Annotated in this window: 16 protein-coding genes, 4 tRNA genes and 1 pseudogene; 18 read left to right on the top strand and 3 right to left on the bottom strand. The window is 42.7% G+C overall.

All coding sequences use genetic code 11. The features are described from left to right. Positions 1 to 80: 80 nt before the first annotated feature. Entirely contained in the window at positions 81 to 209 is a 129-nt protein-coding gene (locus tag ACX0G7_RS21215) for a hypothetical protein (protein WP_458925527.1), read from the bottom strand. A 539-nt stretch (positions 210 to 748) separates the two neighbouring features. On the opposite strand from ACX0G7_RS21215, the gene ACX0G7_RS21210 reads away from it, so the two are divergent. Both ACX0G7_RS21210 and ACX0G7_RS21205 read left to right on the top strand, forming a co-directional pair. Continuing rightward, positions 749 to 1,207: a hypothetical protein gene (locus tag ACX0G7_RS21210; RefSeq protein ID WP_458925526.1), complete on the top strand. Its 459-nt coding sequence runs from the start codon at positions 749 to 751 to the stop codon at positions 1,205 to 1,207. A gap of 481 nt (positions 1,208 to 1,688) precedes the next feature. Beyond that, on the top strand, positions 1,689 to 1,982 hold the full coding sequence (locus ACX0G7_RS21205; RefSeq protein WP_458925525.1) for a putative quinol monooxygenase: 294 nt from the start codon (positions 1,689 to 1,691) through the stop codon (positions 1,980 to 1,982). A 313-nt stretch (positions 1,983 to 2,295) separates the two neighbouring features. Here ACX0G7_RS21205 and ACX0G7_RS21200 read toward each other — a convergent pair whose 3' ends face one another. Then, positions 2,296 to 2,739, bottom strand: coding sequence for a nuclear transport factor 2 family protein (locus ACX0G7_RS21200; RefSeq protein ID WP_458925524.1), 444 nt, complete (start codon positions 2,737 to 2,739; stop codon positions 2,296 to 2,298). Between the two features lie 321 nt (positions 2,740 to 3,060). Next, positions 3,061 to 3,900: an alpha/beta hydrolase gene (locus ACX0G7_RS21195; RefSeq protein WP_458925523.1), complete on the bottom strand. Its 840-nt coding sequence runs from the start codon at positions 3,898 to 3,900 to the stop codon at positions 3,061 to 3,063. 1,258 nt (positions 3,901 to 5,158) lie between these two features. On the opposite strand from ACX0G7_RS21195, the gene ACX0G7_RS21190 reads away from it, so the two are divergent. The 16 genes and pseudogenes from ACX0G7_RS21190 to ACX0G7_RS21115 all read left to right on the top strand — a co-directional run bounded on the left by ACX0G7_RS21190 (position 5,159) and on the right by ACX0G7_RS21115 (position 21,577). Then, on the top strand, positions 5,159 to 7,591 hold the full coding sequence (locus ACX0G7_RS21190; RefSeq protein ID WP_458925522.1) for a TonB-dependent receptor: 2,433 nt from the start codon (positions 5,159 to 5,161) through the stop codon (positions 7,589 to 7,591). Between the two features lie 94 nt (positions 7,592 to 7,685). Next, positions 7,686 to 8,315 (top strand): Crp/Fnr family transcriptional regulator, encoded by a 630-nt coding sequence (locus tag ACX0G7_RS21185; RefSeq protein ID WP_458925521.1) that lies wholly within the window; start codon positions 7,686 to 7,688, stop codon positions 8,313 to 8,315. Between the two features lie 249 nt (positions 8,316 to 8,564). Continuing rightward, positions 8,565 to 11,177 carry a PAS domain S-box protein gene (locus ACX0G7_RS21180; RefSeq protein WP_458925520.1) on the top strand — a complete coding sequence of 871 codons (2,613 nt, stop codon included), beginning with the start codon at positions 8,565 to 8,567 and terminating at the stop codon, positions 11,175 to 11,177. Positions 11,178 to 11,186: 9 nt separating this feature from the next. Next, positions 11,187 to 11,660: a sensor histidine kinase gene (locus ACX0G7_RS21175; protein ID WP_458925519.1), complete on the top strand. Its 474-nt coding sequence runs from the start codon at positions 11,187 to 11,189 to the stop codon at positions 11,658 to 11,660. A gap of 165 nt (positions 11,661 to 11,825) precedes the next feature. Further along, positions 11,826 to 13,793, top strand: coding sequence for a PAS domain-containing sensor histidine kinase (locus ACX0G7_RS21170; RefSeq protein ID WP_458925518.1), 1,968 nt, complete (start codon positions 11,826 to 11,828; stop codon positions 13,791 to 13,793). 125 nt (positions 13,794 to 13,918) lie between these two features. After that, positions 13,919 to 14,701, top strand: a complete 783-nt coding sequence (locus ACX0G7_RS21165; protein WP_458925517.1) for a copper resistance protein NlpE N-terminal domain-containing protein — start codon at positions 13,919 to 13,921, stop codon at positions 14,699 to 14,701. Further along, complete coding sequence (locus ACX0G7_RS21160) at positions 14,698 to 14,853, top strand: hypothetical protein (RefSeq protein ID WP_458925516.1); 156 nt, start codon at positions 14,698 to 14,700, stop codon at positions 14,851 to 14,853. The genes ACX0G7_RS21165 and ACX0G7_RS21160 overlap by 4 nt, the downstream gene beginning before the upstream one ends. 83 nt (positions 14,854 to 14,936) lie before the next feature. Next, positions 14,937 to 15,173: pseudogene (locus ACX0G7_RS21155) on the top strand (ATP-binding protein); the annotation flags it as partial. A gap of 530 nt (positions 15,174 to 15,703) precedes the next feature. Next, positions 15,704 to 16,681 carry an HAD family hydrolase gene (locus tag ACX0G7_RS21150; protein WP_458925515.1) on the top strand — a complete coding sequence of 326 codons (978 nt, stop codon included), beginning with the start codon at positions 15,704 to 15,706 and terminating at the stop codon, positions 16,679 to 16,681. Between the two features lie 313 nt (positions 16,682 to 16,994). Next, positions 16,995 to 18,542: an arylsulfatase gene (locus ACX0G7_RS21145; protein ID WP_458925514.1), complete on the top strand. Its 1,548-nt coding sequence runs from the start codon at positions 16,995 to 16,997 to the stop codon at positions 18,540 to 18,542. 151 nt (positions 18,543 to 18,693) lie between these two features. Next, positions 18,694 to 20,109, top strand: coding sequence for a DUF1254 domain-containing protein (locus tag ACX0G7_RS21140; RefSeq protein WP_458925513.1), 1,416 nt, complete (start codon positions 18,694 to 18,696; stop codon positions 20,107 to 20,109). Positions 20,110 to 20,293: 184 nt separating this feature from the next. Beyond that, positions 20,294 to 20,536, top strand: coding sequence for a hypothetical protein (locus ACX0G7_RS21135; protein WP_458925512.1), 243 nt, complete (start codon positions 20,294 to 20,296; stop codon positions 20,534 to 20,536). Between the two features lie 537 nt (positions 20,537 to 21,073). Next, positions 21,074 to 21,162: transfer RNA gene (locus tag ACX0G7_RS21130), tRNA-Ser, on the top strand. A 12-nt stretch (positions 21,163 to 21,174) separates the two neighbouring features. Further along, positions 21,175 to 21,257 (top strand) — tRNA-Tyr (locus tag ACX0G7_RS21125). A gap of 155 nt (positions 21,258 to 21,412) precedes the next feature. Then, a tRNA-Cys gene (locus ACX0G7_RS21120) sits at positions 21,413 to 21,485 on the top strand. A 19-nt stretch (positions 21,486 to 21,504) separates the two neighbouring features. After that, positions 21,505 to 21,577: transfer RNA gene (locus ACX0G7_RS21115), tRNA-Phe, on the top strand. The last annotated feature ends 131 nt before the right edge of the window (positions 21,578 to 21,708 follow it).

Here is a 21,708-nt window from a genome sequence, read left to right as displayed (position 1 = left end):
GGTTTGTAAATATTCATCGTTTGAAGCCTGAGTAGCCAGCCGTTTCTCCATACGAACTTATGGCCGTTTAAAGTAATGTGCTATTTAGCTTTTTGGCGGCTCGCAGGCGCTTTTTTGGTCGCAGCCTTTTTGCGTTTTTGATAAGCTTGTTCATGAGGTTGCTGGCTCACACGTTTAGCGTCTGCTTTTTTCTTGTTTGGGTTGTCCATATCATTTATTTTGGTTGATAAAAATCAAATAAAAACTGTGCCACCAGGTTAGTGGCTGTAGCTGACTTCAATATTTTCTACTCATGTGTTGGCATGGTTTTATAGCCAGGTATAATCCAACTCAAGTCCCTATATTATGTATGTGGATATGAAGTCCCGGTTGCAGCGAGCATCGAAAATGTCGTGCCCCCCGTTTCTGACTTTAAGTTTATCGATTGGAAAAGTGACTATTGATCGTAACTAATATGTACTGCGTGCTGACACCGGCCTCAAATCAATCTATGGCCTGAAGATGCATCCGAATCAAATGGAGCTCCTGGTTTGCGTCGGTGACGCCAGTTACAGTAAATTTCCTTCGCCGGATACGATGAATGATTGCGTTTTCGCATATTATTGACTTGTATTAACGGTTCAAATATTTCTCGTGTTTATCACACACTGTCTGACCCACCGGGCATGTAGGTTCAACTGGAACACCCGGGTGGAGTGTGATTGTTTGATGGAAACAGGGTAGGCGCTATTAATATTAAAATATTTCAATGATGGATCTGCTTCTATTTACTTTCTTTGGAGGGAGTCTTGCCACCACGGTCATGACGCTGTGTGTATTTATTATTTTACGAATTTTCCGGCAGATGTGGAATCTGATTGCAATACTTGGCGCAATGCTCACCGGACACATTACACAATCCGGGCATTACACTATCACGCGCGGGAGTTTATTGACCGGGATTATTACACATTATACAGTCGGATTTTTGTTCGCGGCCATTGCTGGATGTATCTGGAACTTCGATCTGTGTAAACCGGTGATATCTGGCGCAATATATTTAGGATCAGGTATGGGCATAATTGGCGCTGTTGTTTGGCGCATATATTTTGCTGTCTCGAGGTATCAGGTGCAGGTGAATAAAGTAATTTGGATGATTTCTATTTTCATCGTACATATAATCTTTACGTTAGTTTTGTTAGGATTGTATCATCAATATCAGCTTTAAATCAGTGATTGGCTTCATCATAACATAATACGTAGTTTTTAGCTGTCACTTGCTCTGATCATAAATGGAAGTCCTTAGACAACCTTCGAGGCCCCTCTCACGGTGTCACCAGCTAACCATCTTTTATTAATCGTTCTTTTAGTTTGCTTTTCGATAATTCATATCCCCCTAAACTAAAATACTAAGAGGTACGCGCCATAAACAAATAGTTAATGCGGCCAGGTGCAGGGCTGGAGCAATAGCATATTCCTTTGTATGAGAAGCGATACAAAGACAATTAGCACAACGGAAAGATCGGGCCGTTGTCCGTTATGTTTCCAGTTCTTAATCATGGCCTTCAAATAAAATGCTTTTCAACTCTTGCCCTAAACCCCAGAACACGGCGTGAGAACTGAACGGGATCTTAATGTGACAATGTAATTGGATTAGATTACCTTTCACTAGGATGTTATTTTTTTACACGCATTCTAAAAATTAAATAATGGAAAAATTCGGAATCTTAGCAAGAGTGGAAGCTAAACCAGGTAAGGAAACTGAAGTTCTTGAATTTTTAAAATCGGCTCTACCCCTTGCTCAGGGAGAACCGGGAACTTTAAGATGGTATGCCTTACAAATTGGACCATCAACTTTTGGCATATTCGATACATTTGAAACAGAAGAAGGTCGGATGGCACACCTTAATGGTCCAATAGCAGCTGCATTAATGGCTAATGCTTCATCACTTCTAGCCAAAGATCCTGTTCTTGAAAAAGTTGACTTATTAGCTATTAAATAATTGTAACAATTGAGTTCTATCTGCCTTTGTTGAGTGTCTTGTGCGAAAAATGAATGGACAACATTACATTGCAAGCAAATTGGGGTGAGATGCAACTTGCAATCATTAGATAGCTATTCAGCGTCCGTATGGGCTTTATCGTTCTCGTAATCCGCCGAACTGCATGATGAAAAGTAGTTATGCAGGCTCGCTACTTCGTGGTTTTCAAAAAAGTTGCAAGTAGGAAGAAATATATTTGATGCAGTCAAGATTAGAAAGTACAATACCAGATTTAAAAAGCAAATACAAGAACCAATTTTTGTGAGCGGCTGTCTCAAAGTGAGCCCTCGTTGTTTTGAGTTTCACCAATCCCAGCCCATTCAAAAGCCTTTTGGTTGTCCGGAAAGGAATGGAATTCTTCAACCCTGCCATCTTTTATTATAAACCCATCTGCTATTCGGCAGTCGATCCATTCCGGATTATTTTTAAGCCGGACATGGATATGAACTTCAACAATTATTTTATTTCCAGCTGTAAAAAAATCGACAGGTTCACATGCTCCTTCTGCCCAGGTGCTTCTACCATTGTTCAGGTGCTGTCGCATATCAGTGTGACCCCGGTAGGTGCCGGCTGTCGGAAATCCTGCAGGTTCAATACGGGTGATATCGTGATCCATCAGGGTCAATACAAAATCGATATCGTTTCGATTTATGACGGAATAAACCTGTCTGATGATTTCAATATTTCCTTCAGACCCCGAATTATTCGATGATGTCATTTGATCCTTGTAAAGTTTTGATTATTCAAAAAGCGATTTGTGAACAGCTCCTGCCCATACGAAAAGTCCAATTACGGGAAAGACAATTGTCTTTGCGATAAAATTACTGGTTTCACAATTGAGTGTGTTAATTCAGTACCCCGAATTCTTTTGCCGAATATCCGGTGTTGCTTTTAAACACTTTTGTGAAGTGTGAGGAGCGTTTAAATCCTAATGGTATGCGATCGAATTGATAGGCGTTTCGGTAATTCCATTTCCTTTGAACCTCGTGTTATTGAATCAAAGTCAGTCAATCCTGAGTGTACTGTATTCACATACCCGTTAGTCTTTCTGTGAGCGCATTGCTTTTTGTAAATTGTTTGAGTTTTGAGACTCCAAATTAGTTGCTGTATATTGACTTTCGTACCAATCCAGGATATAGTCCGCTACTTTTTCCCATCCCGGCTCCCCGCAAATAAAATGGCTTTTGTCTTCAAAGATCTTGAGGTCAACAGTACTTCTCTTGTCTGTGTATTTCGAGGCCAGTGTTGTTGTGAGAGAGGCAGGAAAGATATTGTCATTTCCGCCGCCAATAAATAATATTGGTCTGTGAGTTTTCTTGAAGTCAATATTGGAATAAGATTTTAAGACCAATTCCCTGCTTACTTTATAACTTTCAGGGACTGCAATGCTGTCGAATGCAATTGCCCTTTCGTTTTGAGGCAATGTATTAAAAAAGCACCTGTCATACCATGCACGGCTGCCCATAAAATAAGGTTTTAAAGAAAAAAAACCAAATGCTGGCAGCACAGCTTTTAAAGTTGTAACTGGCGGAAAGACATTTTTTGGTGGAGCGCCATCTATGCTTACCGCTGCACTGACCTTGTCCAATTCCAGTAATTTCATTGCAGCCATACCGGCCATTGAATGCCCGATCACCAATGGTTTTTCCGGTAAACTGTCAATTAATTGCGCGATGTTAGTTACTACTTCTATAAACCCTGTTTTCTTAAGGTCAGGGTGCACTTGTTTTCTTAATTCAGCAGGTTCGCCGTCATGGCCCGGGTTTGCTGGCGTATAGACCGTATAGCCTTTTTGCTCATAACGACGTTTCCATTCTGCCCAGGTTTTATTGTTCACGAAGTTTCCGTGGATGAGGATGATTGAAGTTGATTTTGCCATGTTGTTTAGTTTTTATTTTTGGGGAAAATGATCTGGTATTGAGGATTGCTGACGGGATATCCTGTTTCCAGCTATCTTTCTTTTCACAAGGTTCTGAATAATTCCGGTCTGAATATTCTTTTCTGCGATTCTATAAGCTTGAACCCCAAGTTGAACCAGATTTAATAAGGGTGACTGGCAACTTTTTAAATTTTTCGGTTCGAATTTAACAATTATTAAATCAATAATCATTGGCATTTTTATTGGCCAGCCTGCCGGAAATTAAATGTCTGCAGGTTCATTCCAATCCAGAAACCCTTTTTCATAGAAACAACATCCTATATTTCGATTCTGGAAATATAGCACCTGTCACAGTGGTATTTAAAGATCATCCACGGAGCCAATGCCTAATGGCAAGGGCAAGTTTATCCAGCCATCAGTAACATTATTTAAGATGCCAGCGTGTCTAAATTGCAAGAGCAGCTTTTGAAATAGGCCATAAAGTGGTGGCAACAGCGCGTGTTAGGCAGGTACTTAACTCTTACGAACCGATACTAAGTTAAATTCACCAGGTGCTACCGCTGTAGCATTCTGCCAGGGAGCATGATGATACCCTTCAGTAAACCAAAAAATCCATCCACTGCAATACCAAGTAACCGGAATGGGATTGTAAGTATCCAGAAAGCAGGATATAGTACCAAAGCCAAAATAGCCACTGGCCAACAAAGAATAAAGAGTATGATCCAGGCAATAAAGGTAATCATGTTGTGAAGATAATTACTGCTTGCACGCTGTCAAGGTGAAATTCCATAAACGGCAGGCGATTCAACGACCGTGTGCATTTTTAAAGTCCTTGAGTGAGGGTCTTTCCATCATAACGATAGCGCTCAGATCCAATCCAAATGCTTCCGTCATTAGCTCCTGACATCCCAAAAAGGCGATTTCTACGCCCTTCAGCTGTGTCGGTCATCTGCGTGGCATTCACAATGACTTATTGGGGCCGGACTCATTAGCTTCGGGATAAAAATCAGAGTTATAAGGCAGTTTGAAAGGATAATGAAAGTTCCTTTAATGGCAGAATGTGCGCACTTTGTCCATTTGCGAATATGGTATATCTATGAACTGTCAACCACTTGTAAGCTTCCTGACATTCGAGTGAGATTACCCTGAGTGTATGCTCAACAAAATTTCTTTTTAGCGATATTTCCTAACCAACGTCAATATTAATTCTTAGTTGAAGGTCTTGCTTTGCACTATCTAATAATTTAAACATTTTTAAATGAACTGGGTAGGCGCAATAATAATGATGTTGTTATTTTTTCCAGGAAACATTCTTGGGCAGGAGTTTAAGCAGACGATAAGAGGTAATATCATTGATGTCGACAGTAAGTTGCCGCTGCCAGGGGCAACTGTTACCATTTTAGAAAAAGGTGCAGCCACAATATCAGACAGGCAAGGGAGCTTCAGTTTGCCCAATGTCCCGGTGGGAAGAGTGACCTTGCAAATATCATATATCGGGTATGAAACCATAATCCTTACTAATGTGATTGTTAATTCGGGCAAAGAAGTTGTACTTAGCCTTAACATGCAGCAGGCCGCTGTGCAATTGAAAAATGTTGTAATAACCTTCAATAAAAATGAAGCGCAGGCATTAAATGATATGGCAATTGTAAGTAGTCGGTCTATTTCCCCCGAACAAACCAATCGATACGCAGGGGGATTTAATGACCCTTCCAGGATCCTGTCAAATTTTGCAGGAGTTTCAAATTCGCAGGATGGAAGTAATGATATAATCGTACGTGGCAACTCACCAAAATATGTTCAATGGCGCCTTGAAGGCATACAAATTACAAACCCCAACCACTTTTCTGATCAGAGTGCGGTGGGCGGCTCAATCAGTGCATTAAATAATAATTTACTCGCAACGTCTGATTTTTACACTGGTGCTTTTTCAGCTGAGTACGGCGACGTCCTTTCCGGGGTATATGATGTAAAGCTGCGCCAGGGAAATAACGAGAAGTTTGAGTCAATATTTGGATTTGGCATTACCGGTACGGAGCTTACTCTTGAAGGGCCGTTCAAAAAAGGGTATAAGGGATCTTATTTGGTTAACTACCGGTATTCCACTGTTTCATTACTAAGCAAGCTTGGCCTGTTCAGCGATCTAAATGGGACTTTAAATTTCCAGGACGCTGCTTTTAAAGTTGTATTGCCCACCAAAAAGATGGGATTGTTTTCTTTTTTTGGCCTGGGAGGCAGCAGCAATTTTATGTTTAACGATGTTTCACCGGCACTCTGGCAAACCCCGGGCACCCGGTATGTAACTAACAAAACAAGTGAGGATTACAAAAAAGGTTCTCATTTACTTAACCTGGGGATGAACCACACCTTAACGCTAAATCGGCAAAGCCATATAAATACTGCATTAGCGTTTTCAAGTGAAGGAATAAAAGATGAAGTTTTTGAAAACTTTCTGTTTACCATATATAATAACAGCGGTGCTTATATTAAAGACTCCATTGTCAATGACGCATTAAACTTTGATGGTCGCTTAACAAAATCAACATACAGGGGTGAAATTACTTACAGCAATAAAATAAGTCCAAAGCATAAAATTCAGATTGGCACCAAATACGCTTTACACAATTATGATTTTAAGCAAAGCATGTTCCGGGATAGTATTTCCTCAAAATTCACGCTGGTTAATTTTAACGAAAACGTAACTACGGTCAGAAACTTTGTAAACTGGAAATACAGGCTTAATCAAAAGATTACTGCTGTAGTGGGCATGCACAATGTGAATGTACTGCTAAACAAAAAGAGTACCATAGAGCCGAGGATGGCTGTTAACTGGAATCTTAATAAAACCAGCTCTATAAACGGAGGCTATGGCCTGCACAGTGCTATGGAAAGTATTCAGCACTACTATACAAAAGTAAAATTGCCCGACGGCAGTATTGTTGAACCAAATACTGACCTCGATTTGTTGAAGGCACATCATTTCGTGCTGGGCTATGAAAAGCGTTTCAGTAAATATATGATGGTAAAATTGGAAACCTATTATCAGAAACTGTATAATCTGCCGGTAGCGAATTCGGATACAAATCTTTTTGCGACAATTAATGAGGGGCTTGAATTTCAATACCTCGACCTTGTGAACAAAGGAACTGGTGAAAACTATGGCATTGAAGTAACAGTTGAACGTTTTTTTAATAGTAATTACTACTATCTCGCAAATGCTTCTGTTTATAATTCAACATATAAGGCACTTGACGGGGCCGAACGCAATACAAGGTTTAATGGTAACTATCTTGTCAATGTGCTTTTTGGGAAAGACTTTCCAAAACTTGGTGAAAAGCAGAATAAGACAATTGGATTGAATTGCAGGGCCTTTTTTGGAGGTGGTAAAAAAATAATCCCTTTACTCAGGGGGGCAGATGGTAACCTGGCTGTGGACCCCGCAAGCAACCGGTTCTATGATTACAAAAGGGCCTATCAAAATGACATCGACGATGTTTACCAGATAACCATGTCAGTTAGTTATAAAGTCAATAAACGCAAAACAACACACGAACTATTTCTTAATATTGACAATATCACCAATAACAGGGCTAGGCTTACAGAGTTTTATGATCCGGGTGAACCTGGGTCCGTTGGTTATATGAAGCAGTCCCCTGTGTTTCCAAATTTGATGTACCGGGTGTATTTCTAATCGATATTGCTAAAGATCAAGTCCCGGGCAATTTTTTACAAACGGGATACAGTTTTTGCACAATAGACGTATTTTTATATTCAAACTTCAGGGAATGAGTATAAAAAAAGTCAGGGAGGAGCATGATATACATGAAATCGTGAACGCTGTAGATTTTCAGCATGTACTTTCCGAGGAAGAGGCAGCCTTTTTTTCTGAGTTCAATAATGTAATAAAAGTGAAGAAAGGTCAATTATTGCTCCGGGAAGGACAAATAGCGAGGAATTGCTACCATATATACAAAGGATGTGTAAGGGAATTTTGCCTGAAAGATGGAGAAGAAATAACTACAGAATTTTACACGGTGGGAGATAGTATTAGCGATGACATAAGTAAACTACAAAATATTCCAACCCAGCTTAACTGGGAGTGTGCGGCAGACTGCATCGTGTCTGTTGTTCCTGTTGAAATTGAAAAGGAAATGTATAAGCGTTTTCCAAGGTTAGAAGCCCTGTGCAGGATTGAAGCTGAAAAAAAAGCGAGCGGTTACAAGCAGACCGTATACAATTACCTGGCTTCCACGCCTGAAGAAAGGTATGAAAACCTCAGACTCAACCGGCCCGAATTGTTTGATCTTGTACCCCTGTACCATATCGCGAGCTATTTAGGCCTAAAACCTGAATCTTTAAGCCGGATCAGAAAAAGACTGCAAATCAAAGTCAAGCGCGCGGCAAAAATCGCATAGAACCTGGAATCGTTATTTTTTTTACGGATGGTAATCATCCAATCCATTTCTTCGTTTTCTCCGCTAACAATTAGTCCTGTCTTTCACAGCAGTCCTTCGCGGAATTAGCTTCTTTTTTAAGGCATTTCTAATTAACAAGACAAGATATTGATCTTTTAATCTTAGTTAAGGGGAAAGGTGACTGGACGCTTTTCTTAGCGCATTAAATTTTAGTCCTTTTTTTCTTAACTTCGATGTTACCCTTTGAGTATGAGTGTGTCAGTCTCCGTTAGAACATCGATAGATCTGCAAGTTTTTGAAGCAATGCCTGGCAATAGTATTGTCTTACTTCCTAATTCACCTTTATTTACCATTGTAGCTGTTACGGACGACTACCAAAAGACCTTCCGACGATCAAAGGAACAGTTGATTAACATAGGTATGTTTGATGCTTTTCCTGAGGCGCCCGACGATTCGCAGCAAACCGGTGTAAAGCAATTCAGGGCATCGCTGGAAAAAGCTATCCAGCAAAAGGTGCCCGACCAAATGCCCCTGGTTCGGGACGACCTCGCGAATGAAGATGGAACCTTCTCTGAGCGCTACTGGTCAGCAGTGAATAAACCTGTTATAGGTCAAAACGGCGAAGTGTCGTATATCATTCATACAGCAGTAGAGATGACGTTGCAGGGGAAAACGGAACACCCGGTAAACCGGATAAGCAGCCTTGAGACATCCTATGATCTTTTTATGCAGGTACCTGTTACTATTGGTGTAGTGAAGGGACCTGAATACATAATAGAATTGGCAAATGATAACCTGCTGGAGATATGGGGCAGAACGGCAGAGGTGCTAGGTAAATCGCTTTTTGAGGCAATACCTGAGTTGAAAGAGCAGGGATTCAAAGAGCTCTTAGATCAGGTAATTCAAACGGGCAACCCATATCATGGACATGAATATCCTATCCTGTTAAAACGCCAGGGCAAGGAAGCGGTGTTCTATTTTGATTTTGTTTACAAGCCTTATTATGAGAACGGGCAGATAAAGCCAGTTGGAGTTCTTGCGGTTGGTCATAATGTTACCAGGCAAGTCGAGTCTCGTCATAAGTTTAAAGCAGTTATTGAAGAAGCAAAAGACCCAATCCTGATTCTAATGGGAGAAGACCTCGTGCTGGATACAGCCAACCAGGCTCTTTTTGATCTTTGGCAGGTAGGGTCAGATGCGATAGGAAAGACTTTTCTTGAGCTCTTGCCAGAAATGAAGGACCAGGGATTTCATGATCTGCTCCTTGAGGTTTTACATACGGGCGAACCATTCTACGGCCAGGAAGTTCCTGCCACGTTCACCCGAAAAAGTGGAGTGCAGGAAACGGTATATTTTGATTTTTCCTACCAACCGTATCGTAATGTTGATGGAAGCATTGTGGGTATCCTGGTCATGGCCCGAAATGTCAGTGTGAATGTCCTGGCAAGAAAAAAGATAGAAGAAAGTGAGGCTTACTTTCGCCGATTGACTGATACGGTACCTGCGATTATCTGGATCACCAGGTCCGATGGATATTGCACTTATCTGAACAGGAATTGGTACGATTACACAGGTCAGACACCAGGTGAAGCCGAAGGCTTTGGCTGGTTAAAGGCGACGCATCCTGACGATGCGAAGGAAGCCGGGCGCCTTTTTCTTGAAGCTACTGAAAAGCAGCAGCCGTATTCCTTCCTTTACCGCCTGCGGCATAAAAGCGGCGAGTACCGGTGGGCCCTTGACCGGGGCGAGCCGAAGTTTGCACCAGATGGTAGTTTCGAAGGTATGATTGGTACGGTACTTGACGTCCACGAGCAAAAGCTGGCAGAGGATAAAATAAGGGAAAGCGAGAAGCGCTTCCGTTCTATGGCCGATGCATCGCCTGTTATGATCTGGACGCTGGATGAAAATGGAAACTCTACTTACTATAACAGCAGAGCGCGGGAGTTTACCGGGCATACTGAAGATGACCTGGAGCAAGGCAGGAGCTGGCAAGTTGCTATTCACCCGGATGATATCGTGTTTGCGGGTGGGGTGGTTCGAAATGCCGCTATCAACCGCATTCCTTACCAGATGGAATGCCGGATGCAAAGAGCAGATGGCGAGTGGCGATGGCTGTTAAGCCACGGTACTCCTCGTTTTGGCAGTGAAGGTGAATATTTCGGCTTTGTTGGTTCCTCTGTTGATATTACAGACCGCAAACTGGCAGAGAATGCAATTATCTATCGTAAGGCACTTTTGGAAGCACAGAATAATGCCATCCCAGACGCCATTTTAATTGTAGATACGAAGGGTGCAATGATATCCTTTAACCATCATTTTGCTAAACTTTGGAACATTCCGAAAGAAATAATTAATGCAAAAGATGATTTCGCTGCCTTGGAATTTGCAATGACCCAGGTATCTGACCCGCAAGCTTTTAGAGCACGTGTGGCGTACTGTTATGAACATCCCGATGAAATTGCACATGAGGAAATTCTCCTTGCTGACGGTCGCATAATTGAACGCTATGGCAATGCTGTAACTGGAGACGATGGGACGAATTATGGCTGGATCTGGTATTTCAGGGACATTACACAACAAAGGCATTTTACTGAAAGGTTAGAAAAACTCGTTACAGAAAGAACCAAAGCATTACAACTATCAAATGACAACCTTCAGCAATTTGCACATGTTGCCTCGCATGATCTGAAAGAACCAGTGAGAAAAATTAAGACCTTCGCCAGTCGCCTGGAAAATGAACTCCAGGACGTACTTGATACAAAATCCCGGGTATACCTGGATAAAGTAAAAAAAGCTACCGATAGAATGTTTATTATGATCGAGGGCGTACTCAATTTTTCTACTATTGACGCTTCGAAATAAGTTGTGGAGATGGTGAACCTGAATGATGTCTTTAAAAATATTGAAATTGATTTGGAAGTCTTGATCCAGCAGACAGGAACACGGATATTCTACAAAGACTTACCGTCTGTGGAAGGTTCTTCGATTTTACTTTACCAGCTTTTTTACAACCTCATGAACAACGCCATAAAGTTCGCAAGAAGTGGCGTGCCTCCTATCATATCTATAGGGTCAGCAATAGTTGATAAGGGGGGTAAAGAGTCCGCTCAGATTTTTTTCAATGATAATGGAATAGGCTTCGATCAGGAACAGGCAGAAAAAATATTTGAGACGTTTACCAGGCTTCATTCAAAAGACAAATACGAAGGAACGGGGTTGGGACTTTCACTTTGTAAAAGGATCGTAGAAAGGCATGGTGGCAGTATCCAGGCAAAAGGGCGAATAGATGAAGGGGCAACTTTTATCATTTCGCTGCCGCTAAAACAAACGTTGATAGGGATATAGACATTCAAGCTATCGGATAAACCGACGGCGAAGCTACTCTTTACATAACAGAAACGCGATCAGGCTATGCGCGGGCAACTTATCAATGGAATAAAATTTTAATAGTAACTTACTACGTTTTATTTAATGTTAACCTCAACCGCAACAATTACTAACTGACTGACTTTGAGTAATCATTACCCCGGCGTTTACAAGTATAAGCATTTGCCAATTTTGGCTCACTTCATACTGGATGAACATATTCAGACTTTCGCGGTGGAACAACTCCAGCTCGCAAGGCAGTACAACATTCCTTTATTGAATTTCCTAAGACACCTGTCTGATGAGGCAATAATAGACATTGCGTTGACATCTCTACGTGAAATATTGTGGTATCTGGTGAATAACAATGCCGAAGAACAAATTTCGGTTTCTACCGAAAGGTGGCTCACTAACCAATTACAGGTAGTAGGAAAGTATGATATAGCAGCAGAAGACATAACGTTAATAAATCATGTAAGAGGTAAGTCTTTAAAAAGCTTTGCTTTCAAACTCTACGAAGACCGTCTACAACTACACGAACTGCTTGATGAAATTGACGATTTTATCCTGGCCAGTACCACAGTCTCCGCCAATACGTACATTGCTATCCTGAAAGATCAATTGCGTCAACAAGAAGAGTTCCGCTCGAAGCTATCCAAAGCGGTTCCAGGGTTTATGTATGTCCGGAATGTGCCAAACAAAATGGAGACTTTCTCAAACGGCAAATTGGCTGAACTATTGGGGTATTCGACGCAGGAGCTAAAGCGATTGAGTAACAATTTCTATCAGGCAATTACTAACCCTGACGACTGGGCGAAATCGGAAGACTGCAGAACAACCTTTTCTGACGGGACCGGATCAATTTGTTCCTTTGAGAGCAGGGTAAAAGACGCGAGTGGCGCGTACAAGTGGCTACGCTATTATGAAACGATTCTTCGTAAAGGCCCTGCAGGCACAATCGAGGAAGTGGTCGGGGTGGCGTTTGACGTTACGGGAGAAAAGGAAATCAGTGAAGCGCTTGCCATACGCGAAGCTCAGTTATTGGAAGCGCAAAGCATCGCCTACATTGGAAGTTTCGAATGGTACATAGCGGGTAATAAATCAACTACAAACACGCCGGAGATTTATAGGATTTTCGAAATGGAGCAAATGGAGAAATTCGAACAGTTCATCCAGCATGTTCACCGGGACGATGTCCAAAAAGTTCAGGAGGCGATGAGACAATCCTTTCAAACTGGTATTTATGAATGTGTTTACCGGTATTTGCGAAACCAAAAGGAAAAAATCATTTGGTCAAAAGGTGTGGTAACGATGGAAAATGGCAAACCGTTTAAAATGGTGGGCACCGTACAGGACATTACGACTATCAAACGCATCGAGGAAGAGCTGAAACGGAAGACCATACAACTCGAAAAATCAAATGAGAATCTTCAACAGTTTGCAGCCATCGCCAGCCATGATCTCAAGGAGCCACTGCGGAAAATATCTATCTATGCCTCCAGGGTTTTGCAGCTCGAAAAGGATAAATTGGCGGAGATGTCATATACGGCACTTAACAAAATATCTGACAGCACGTGGCGGTTGCAACGGATGGTGGATGACATCTTAACGTTTTCCTTTATTGACGCTGAGCAGCAGAAAACAGAAGCAGACCTGGAGGAAATCCTGAGAGAAGTAAAAGATTTACTCTCCGAGCAAATTATAGCCAAAAAGGCAGAAATTATTTCAGATGGATTGCCTTTGGCCCGTGTGATCGTTTCGCAAATGAGGCAGCTTTTCCAAAACCTGCTTGCCAATGCACTTAAGTTCTGCAGAGAAGGTGAGGCACCGCGCATTACCATCACCCATAATTACGTGGTAGATAAACCGACACCGTCAGTAATCAACCAAAACCTGGAGATCTGTATTGCAGACAACGGAATCGGATTTGATGACAGTAACAGTGAGAAAATCTTCCATACATTCCACCGTTTGCATTCCAAAAACGAATTTGAGGGAACGGGGCTGGGGCTGTCAGTATGCAGAAAAATAGTGGACAATCATGGAGGAACCATCAAGGCGAAATCGAAGTTGGGCGAGGGTGCAACCTTTGTAATACAATTACCCCAATAGCAACTCCGACATGGGTCCATTACTAATCCGTGTCTTAGATCAAACCTTATATTGTGCATGATTGTATAAGTGGGTGAAAGTTGAAATTTGTAAGAAATCATCATCTGCTTGTAAAAAATCTAGATATGAGAACATACACACTTATCCCTTTCCTCCTGTCTCATCTCATGCTGATATTAGCATGTACCAGTCAGTCCAAGCCAAAGAACACCAGTATGGAAACTACAGGTGATAATAGCCGCAACTCACTCGATTGGGATGGAATCTACCGGGGCGTGACACCCTGCGCTGATTGCATGGGTATCCAAAAAACCATCTTTATAAATAAAGACCTTACCTATCGGGTAAAAGTTAAGTACCTGGGGAAAGATTCCACAGCCACCGAGTATGCCGGTAAAATTGCATGGAACGAAAAGGGCAATGCAATCGAATTGACAGAAGGACAACAATCACAAGCGTATGCAGTAGGCGAAAACGCTCTAACGCAATTAGACCAAAGCGGTAACAAAATTACCGGTGATCTTGCACATCGATACGTCTTCACCAAACAGAACTATGCTATCCTCGAAAAATACTGGAAGTTAACCGAGCTGAATGGGAAGCCGGTTCTGATCGATAGTGCCTCACGTAATGAACCACACATCATTTTTAAAGACGAAGAGGGCAGGTTTGTCGGGAACGGAGGCTGCAACAGTTTCTCAGGAAATTTCGAATTAGACAGCAGGAACAAAATTACTATGTCAAAGGCCATCGTTACACAAATGGCTTGTACAAACATGGAGATCGAGTCCCAACTACTAAGGGTATTGCAAATGGCCGACAATTATATTCTGAATGCGGATACGCTGATCCTGAACAAAGCCCGCATGGCACCACTTGCAAGATTCAAAGTTGTGTACACAAGATGAACAAGGATCAAAATAACAAAAAAGACAGGACGTCGCTCAAAGCAGCTGACGTTGTTTCGAAGCAATTGACAAAAAATGGATTCATCCGGTTAAGAACGTTAAAGATCTTCTTTCCCAGAACTGGCACCCATATTCACAAACCAGGTGTTTAAGTTTTCAGTCAAAAAAGTCAATAAAAGTTAAACAATTTCACATCTTTATACACCCGTGATTATCCACCAGCAAAAACTACGGTCATATCAGTGTTGCCAATAACGGAATTGGTTTCAACCCTAGGTTTAAGGACCTGATCTTTGAAGTTTTCCAACGGCTGCATGGAAAGGACAGATATAATGGAACACGTATCGGGCTTGCCATCGTAAAGAAAATAGTCGACAACTACAAAGGCGGAAATTTAGGTGCTGAGGAGTGCCGGTATAATCCAGTGTTTTTTCCGGGTTTTGCAAAGAGCTTTAACGGATGTATAGAATAAGGCTACTGCTGATAAATAGTGTCTCCTGCGTCTGTTTCGCTGTGACAATCAGATATTAATTGCAAGAATTTGGCGCTTTGTATTGCCTGAAAACACCTCTTGCTTACTTAATCAGAAAATAACCAATTGTTCTATTGTTGAGTGTTTTTTCGTATGGTGGCGGAAATGCACTTGCACACGTGTCTTATCAAAATGTATGAGGATATTTAAAGAAACTTAACACATTGTACGGCCCGGATTGCTGATAGTTAAACAAGATCCAATCCAACTGACATCACCATGAGGTTATTTCTTTTCATAGCCGCATCGCCACTTGATATTTTCATACGAGGGCTAGGTTTTATCTTTGTGCCCTCCTGGTTTTTTGATCCTTCCTCTATGAGAATCCTGTCGTCTTAAATTGGTGAAACAGGGTGGATCTGATTTTTCATGAGTTGTGGCCGGGTAGCGGCGTCCTCAACGGGATTGCGTATAAGGCTATTAGTTACGTACTGTCAATCTTCCCGGTGTTAGAAAACAATATATCCGTAATGCGAAAGAATTTTCATAAGGTGTTTGTTTTTCTCTTTGTCTTTACTGTTGGCCAATCGCTGCCTGCGCAGCAAAATAGCCAGGATCCTCTCCCGTCCTGGGCTGAAGGCAATGTAAAAAAGGCTATCATCACTTATATAGAAAAAGTGGTCGACAGCCAGAGCTCCGGTTTTATTCCCGTAAAAGATCGTATAGCCACCTTTGACAATGATGGCACACTATGGGCCGAACGGCCCCTTGTACAGGAGTTGTTTGCATTTTACCGGGTTAGAAAAATGGTTGCAACAAACCCGGCATTAAAGTCTCAACAACCTTTTAAAGCCGTGCTCGAAAATGATAAAGACTATTTCCAAAGAAATGGTGAAAAGGGTATTATGCAAGTGCTGGCTGCCACACATACCGGCATGACCGAAGACGAATTTGAAGCGTCGGTAACGGATTTCTTTGCAACTGCAACCTACCCGGGAAAAAATGTTCCGGTCAGGCACATTGTGTACCAGCCACAACTGGAACTATTGCAGTATCTGCGGGCCAATGCGTTTAAGATTTTTATATGCAGTGGAGGTACGGTTGAATTTGTACGAGGGATATCAGAAGAGTTTTATGGCATTCCTAAATACCAGGTCATTGGTACTACCTTCAAATACAAATTCATAGACAGTACCCTGAGCATTGTCAGGGAGCCCGCGCTGTTTCAAATTAACGATAAAGAAGGAAAACCTATAAGCATTCAGATGCATATAGGTCAGCGACCGGTGTTTGCATGCGGCAATGAAGGTGGCGAAGGCGATATAGCTATGCTGCGATACAGCAGTGGCAGCAAGTATCCCTCGTTTCAGTTGATGGTCAACCATGATGATGAAGCAAGAGAATTTGCTTACAGAGAAAAAAATGATGCTTCCATTAACGCGGCGAAAAAAAATAACTGGTATATCGTGAGCATGAAAAATGATTGGAAAACAATTTTTTCAAGATAAGTCAAGTTGTGAGTTGACAACATAAGTATTTCGCTTGTGAGCAACTAAGCAATTAAAAACCCAAAACATGCATTTGACAACATGATGTTCAGGGTTTTGCTTTCATAACTTCTGAAAAACAGCTTCCCAATGATAATAACGGCAACGGGTGTTCGCACCAGCCTGGTGCCAGCGCCATATGCGGTATACAGGGATCAAAACGCAGTTGCTTAAGACTGTTTCCTGTTAGTAGCCTCATAGCATAAACAACGTTGTATCAATAGGGTCCGTTAAAAAATGAATTAAACGATTCAAGTCAACTAAACAAATGATTATGGCAAAAGCAAGTAAACAAAATGGTAAACCCAATATCCTTGTCATCTGGGGTGATGATATTGGTATCTCGAACCTCAGCTGTTATTCTCATGGTTTAATGGGATATCAAACGCCGAACATCGACCGCCTGGCGAGGGAAGGAATGATGTTTACGGATTCATATGGTGAACAAAGCTGTACGGCAGGCCGTTCCTCTTTCATCACCGGGCAGAGTGTGTTACGCACCGGCTTGTCAAAGGTGGGTATGCCGGGTGCGCCGATTGGCATGACCGATAAGGCCGTTACCATTGCTGCATTGCTGAAGGAGCAGGGCTACGCTACCGGGCAGTTCGGTAAAAACCATCTCGGTGACCTGAATCGGATGTTACCAACCAATCATGGGTTCGACGAATTTTTTGGTAATCTGTATCATCTCAACGCAGAAGAAGATCCCGAGTCAGAAAACTATCCCAAGGATCCGAGGTTCAGAGAAAAGTTCGGTCCGCGGGGTGTTATACATAGCTGGGCCACCGACAATGATGATGCAACCGAAGAGCCGCGTTGGGGTCGTATCGGCAAACAAAAAATTGAAGATACCGGTCCGCTTACCCGGAAAAGAATGGAAAACATTGATGATGAAATTGTGCTTGCAGCCATAGATTTTATTAAAAAACAGGAGGACACCGGCCAACCCTGGTTTGTGTGGCTCAACACTACGCACATGCACTTCATTACCCATCCGAAGCCGGAGAAAAAAGGGAAGGCGGGTAAATGGCAGTCCGATTATCATGATACGATGGTGGACCATGACGAGAACGTGGGCAAGATGCTTGAGCTGTTGGATCAACTTAAGATTGCGGACAATACGTTCGTAATGTACTCAACCGACAACGGGCCGCATAGGAACTCCTGGCCCGATGCCGCCACCACGCCGTTTCGCAGCGAGAAAAATACGAACTGGGAAGGAGCTTTCCGGGTGCCGCTGCTGATTCGCTGGCCGGGCAAAGTTCCCGCCGGTGCTATCTCCAACGAAATCATACAACATCACGATTGGTTGCCGACTTTCCTGGAAATGGCAGGGGTGCCAAACATAGTTGAGGAACTAAAAAAAGGTTACACAGCTATTGGCCGCACCTTTAAAAATCACATTGACGGATACAGCCTGGTTCCTTACATTACCGGTAAGGAAAAAGAAAGTCCGCGCAAGCTTTTCGTGTACATCAGTGACGATGGAGACATCATGGGTGTACGTTATGAGAATTGGAAGATGGTGTTCCTCGAACAGCGGGCCCAGGGCACCCTTGGCATATGGCTCGAACCATTTACGCGATTGCGGGCGCCGAAGATCTACAACCTGCGAACCGATCCATACGAATATGCAGACATAACGTCTAACTCCTATTACGATTGGTACATGCGCGAGTGTGGTGCCTTCTTCCTTCTTGGGTCGGCGGCGGTGCAAGCGTTCGCTTCCACTTTTAAAGATTTCCCCCCTATTCAGAAGCCCAACACCTTTACAATAGACGATGCGATTGTAAAAATGAGCGAACCGGTAACCGGAGGTTAGTTAAGTGTAATTCCAGCCTGCTGGTTAATTCAGCAGTTTTGGCTATCCAGGCAGCGAGTGATTCATTATAAAATCATTCCATGGTAGAAAACAAGCGACAAGGCTGCAAATCGCTCATTGAGAAATTAAAAATTTACGATTTGAATTAATTATGAAGAAGTATTATTCACCATCGTCAGTGGAACTCACGGCAAAAGCGCAACCTGAAGCTTTTGTTTTTCAACCGTCCGGCATCCGGGAGCAAGTGGTTTTCAGTCGTGCCCTCCAGGCGGTGATATGGGGTATGCCCGCAGTAAATTATGACCTGATGCTCAGGGAAATGCTCACGAAAACATCCGCTAAACAAAACGAGGTTGTTTACTGGTCGATGCCTGTTGACTGGCACAATCAGACGCTTACACCGAATCCCGATGCGATATATTTTATGATCTTTTTCGATACAAAAGCTGCCGGGCCTTTGGTGATTGACGTGCCGCCTGCGGAAGAGGGTTCATTCGCCGCCAACATAGACAATGTTTTTCAAATGCCGCTTGAAGACGCCGGGCCTTACGGTGCCGATAAAGGGGCCGGCGGCAGGTACCTGGTGCTGCCTCCGGGTTACGGGCAACAGCCACCTGATGGATATATTGTCCTCCATGCTGATTTTTACGAGGGTTATGGCTTGTTCCGATCCAATCTGGCAACCCACAGTGATGCGGATGTTGCCAAGGCCGTGACCTACGGAAAACGGTTGAAAGTTTACCCCTTGTCCCAGGCCGGCAACCCAGTTGAAACAAGGTTTACGGACGCTAAAGATGTTTTGTATGATGCGACCATTCCCTACAACATAGAATTTTTTCGGTCCCTGGATCGCATTGTCCAAAGCCAGCCGTGGCTAACCCGTGATAAAGTCATGATCGACCAGCTCAAAACCATCGGCATAGAAAAGGGCAAAAAATTTAATCCAGATGCAAGAACAATCGAAATTATGAATGCCGCAGCAAAAGCGGCGCATGATTACATAGAAGTCATGTATGACGCCGGTTTTCCCCCATTAAATGCGGACGCGCATTGGGCAGTCCCGGCAATGCCCGACCTCATCAAGGCCGGCTCATCCGGTTACGTTGAAACCGATATTTACCCGGTGGATGCCCGCAGTCTCACGTATGCCATTGGATATATCGGCATCAAACGTTTGGGGACCGCACAGATCTATCTTATTTCTGGAAAAGACAAAGAAGGTAATTCTCTAAGCGGTGCAGAAACTTATCGTCTCCATGTTCCGGCAAATGTTCCCACCAGGCAGTATTGGTCGGCAACGGTGTACGACCGAAAAACACATGCACTGATCAAGAATATGTCCCGCGCCAGCCGTGCATCCAATGCGACTGAGGTGCAAAAAAACGCTGATGGATCAGTAGATATTTACTTCAGTGCCAAAGCACCTGAAGGAAAGGAATCCAATTGGATTCCCACTGACCCGAATGGCCATTTTGAAATTTTATTCCGGCTTTACGGCCCTGAAAAACCATTGTTTGAAAAAAAATGGAAGCTTGGGGACATCGAGAAACTTAACCACAACCCATAGACTATGTTATGAAAACTGCAGCACTTTTTCAGAGCTTCACTGTCCTTTACTGACATGTATGTACAGCCGCTGGAATCAGGCGGGCAAACAAAAAGGCAGATTTCACCTTTGGATATTCGTTTATATCTAACAGCTGACAAGTATGAACTTGGGGTGATGATAATTCCGGGAAAAACTCTCTCAGATGATCGAAGTCATATTTCCCCGGATACTGAAGATCCCTTTTCTACGTTATAAGGATATGAAAAAATATCAAACAGGTACCAGATGCCAACTATTTTTCGTTGTAGCTACTGTATGCGCATTGTGTTTCGCTTCGTGCACGAGGAACGTCTATGTTCATCATACGCCTCCTGGCCATGCTAAAAAAGCCAATGGGTCCAAATCAGCAAAGGCCTATGCACCCGGCCAGAAGAAAAAGCATTAAGGGTTTAACCTGTTAATCTAACATTGGTTGCTTGAATGGTGGTTTGATTTTGGACACATGAAGGCGTCCGCATTATGTCAAACTATCGATGGTCTTGAGCATCCTACCTGCTAACTTAATTGGAGGATGATCCCGAGACTAATGCTGCTACCGATAAGTTGTTAGCATTGATTTTTAAAGCACGTTGCAAGTCTTTACTCGGAAGATCGCAGTCAGACTGATTTTCAGAATTCTTTTTGTAATTCAGTAGAAATACTGATTGTCATTTTGAAAACACTTTGTATCTTTATATTGTTATGAAGCACACGTCATCATATAGTTTCTGTAGTTATCAGTGCAATTCACTGACCGGGAAACATATGTGCATGACCAAGTAAAATTTTCTAAGCATATTATATTACCCGGTAGGTTTAATCTTACCGGGTTTTTTGTTTTTGGACCAGTTGGAAGATTGCCAGAGTTGGTAATTGCGCAGTATTTAAATCTGGAGGCAGGTGACACTGACGGGGGACGTCTCCTCCATCTTCCGCATATATTGGAGAATTGTCAGAGGGGTTTAATGTACCACTTTGCTAAAGTGGAGGTCGGTGAAAACCGGTCCACAGGTTCGAATCCTGTATTCTCCGCAGATTAATTTTGGCTTTTTATACCGTAGGGGTAGCGGGACCGCCTGTAAAGCGGTTGTCTTCAGACTCGGGTGGTTCGACTCCATCAAAAGCCACATTGTGCAAAATTTGATTCAGGTTACGATTAGTAAAGGGTGAATCGAAGTGAATAACGTATAAGCTTTCAGCTCCTTTGCCAGAGTGGCGTAGATCGCGGCGTTTGGTACTATGTGGCTGCGGGTCGATCGCAGTCATTGTTATTGACATACATGGACGTGTAGCAAAGATGGTAATGCACCGGTCTGCAAAACTGGTATGCGGGGATTCGAGTTCCCCCACGTCCTCAGGTTTTTTATTATCAATGGTGCGGTAACTCAGTTGGTAGAGTGGCAGACTGAAAATCTGCAAGTCGGTGGTTCAAGTCCATCCCGTACCACAATATTTTTTTCATTAGTTGATCACCTTTGTGTCTTGTATAATCTTCGCGGGTATAAGTGAGGACAAGTCAGTTCTTCAAGGCTGGCAATGATTTTGATTTCCTATTCAGAAGTATTCTGAAGTTAAGCC

Source organism: Flavitalea antarctica (assembly GCF_054461535.1).
This window is presented reverse-complemented; position numbering and strand designations above follow the sequence as displayed.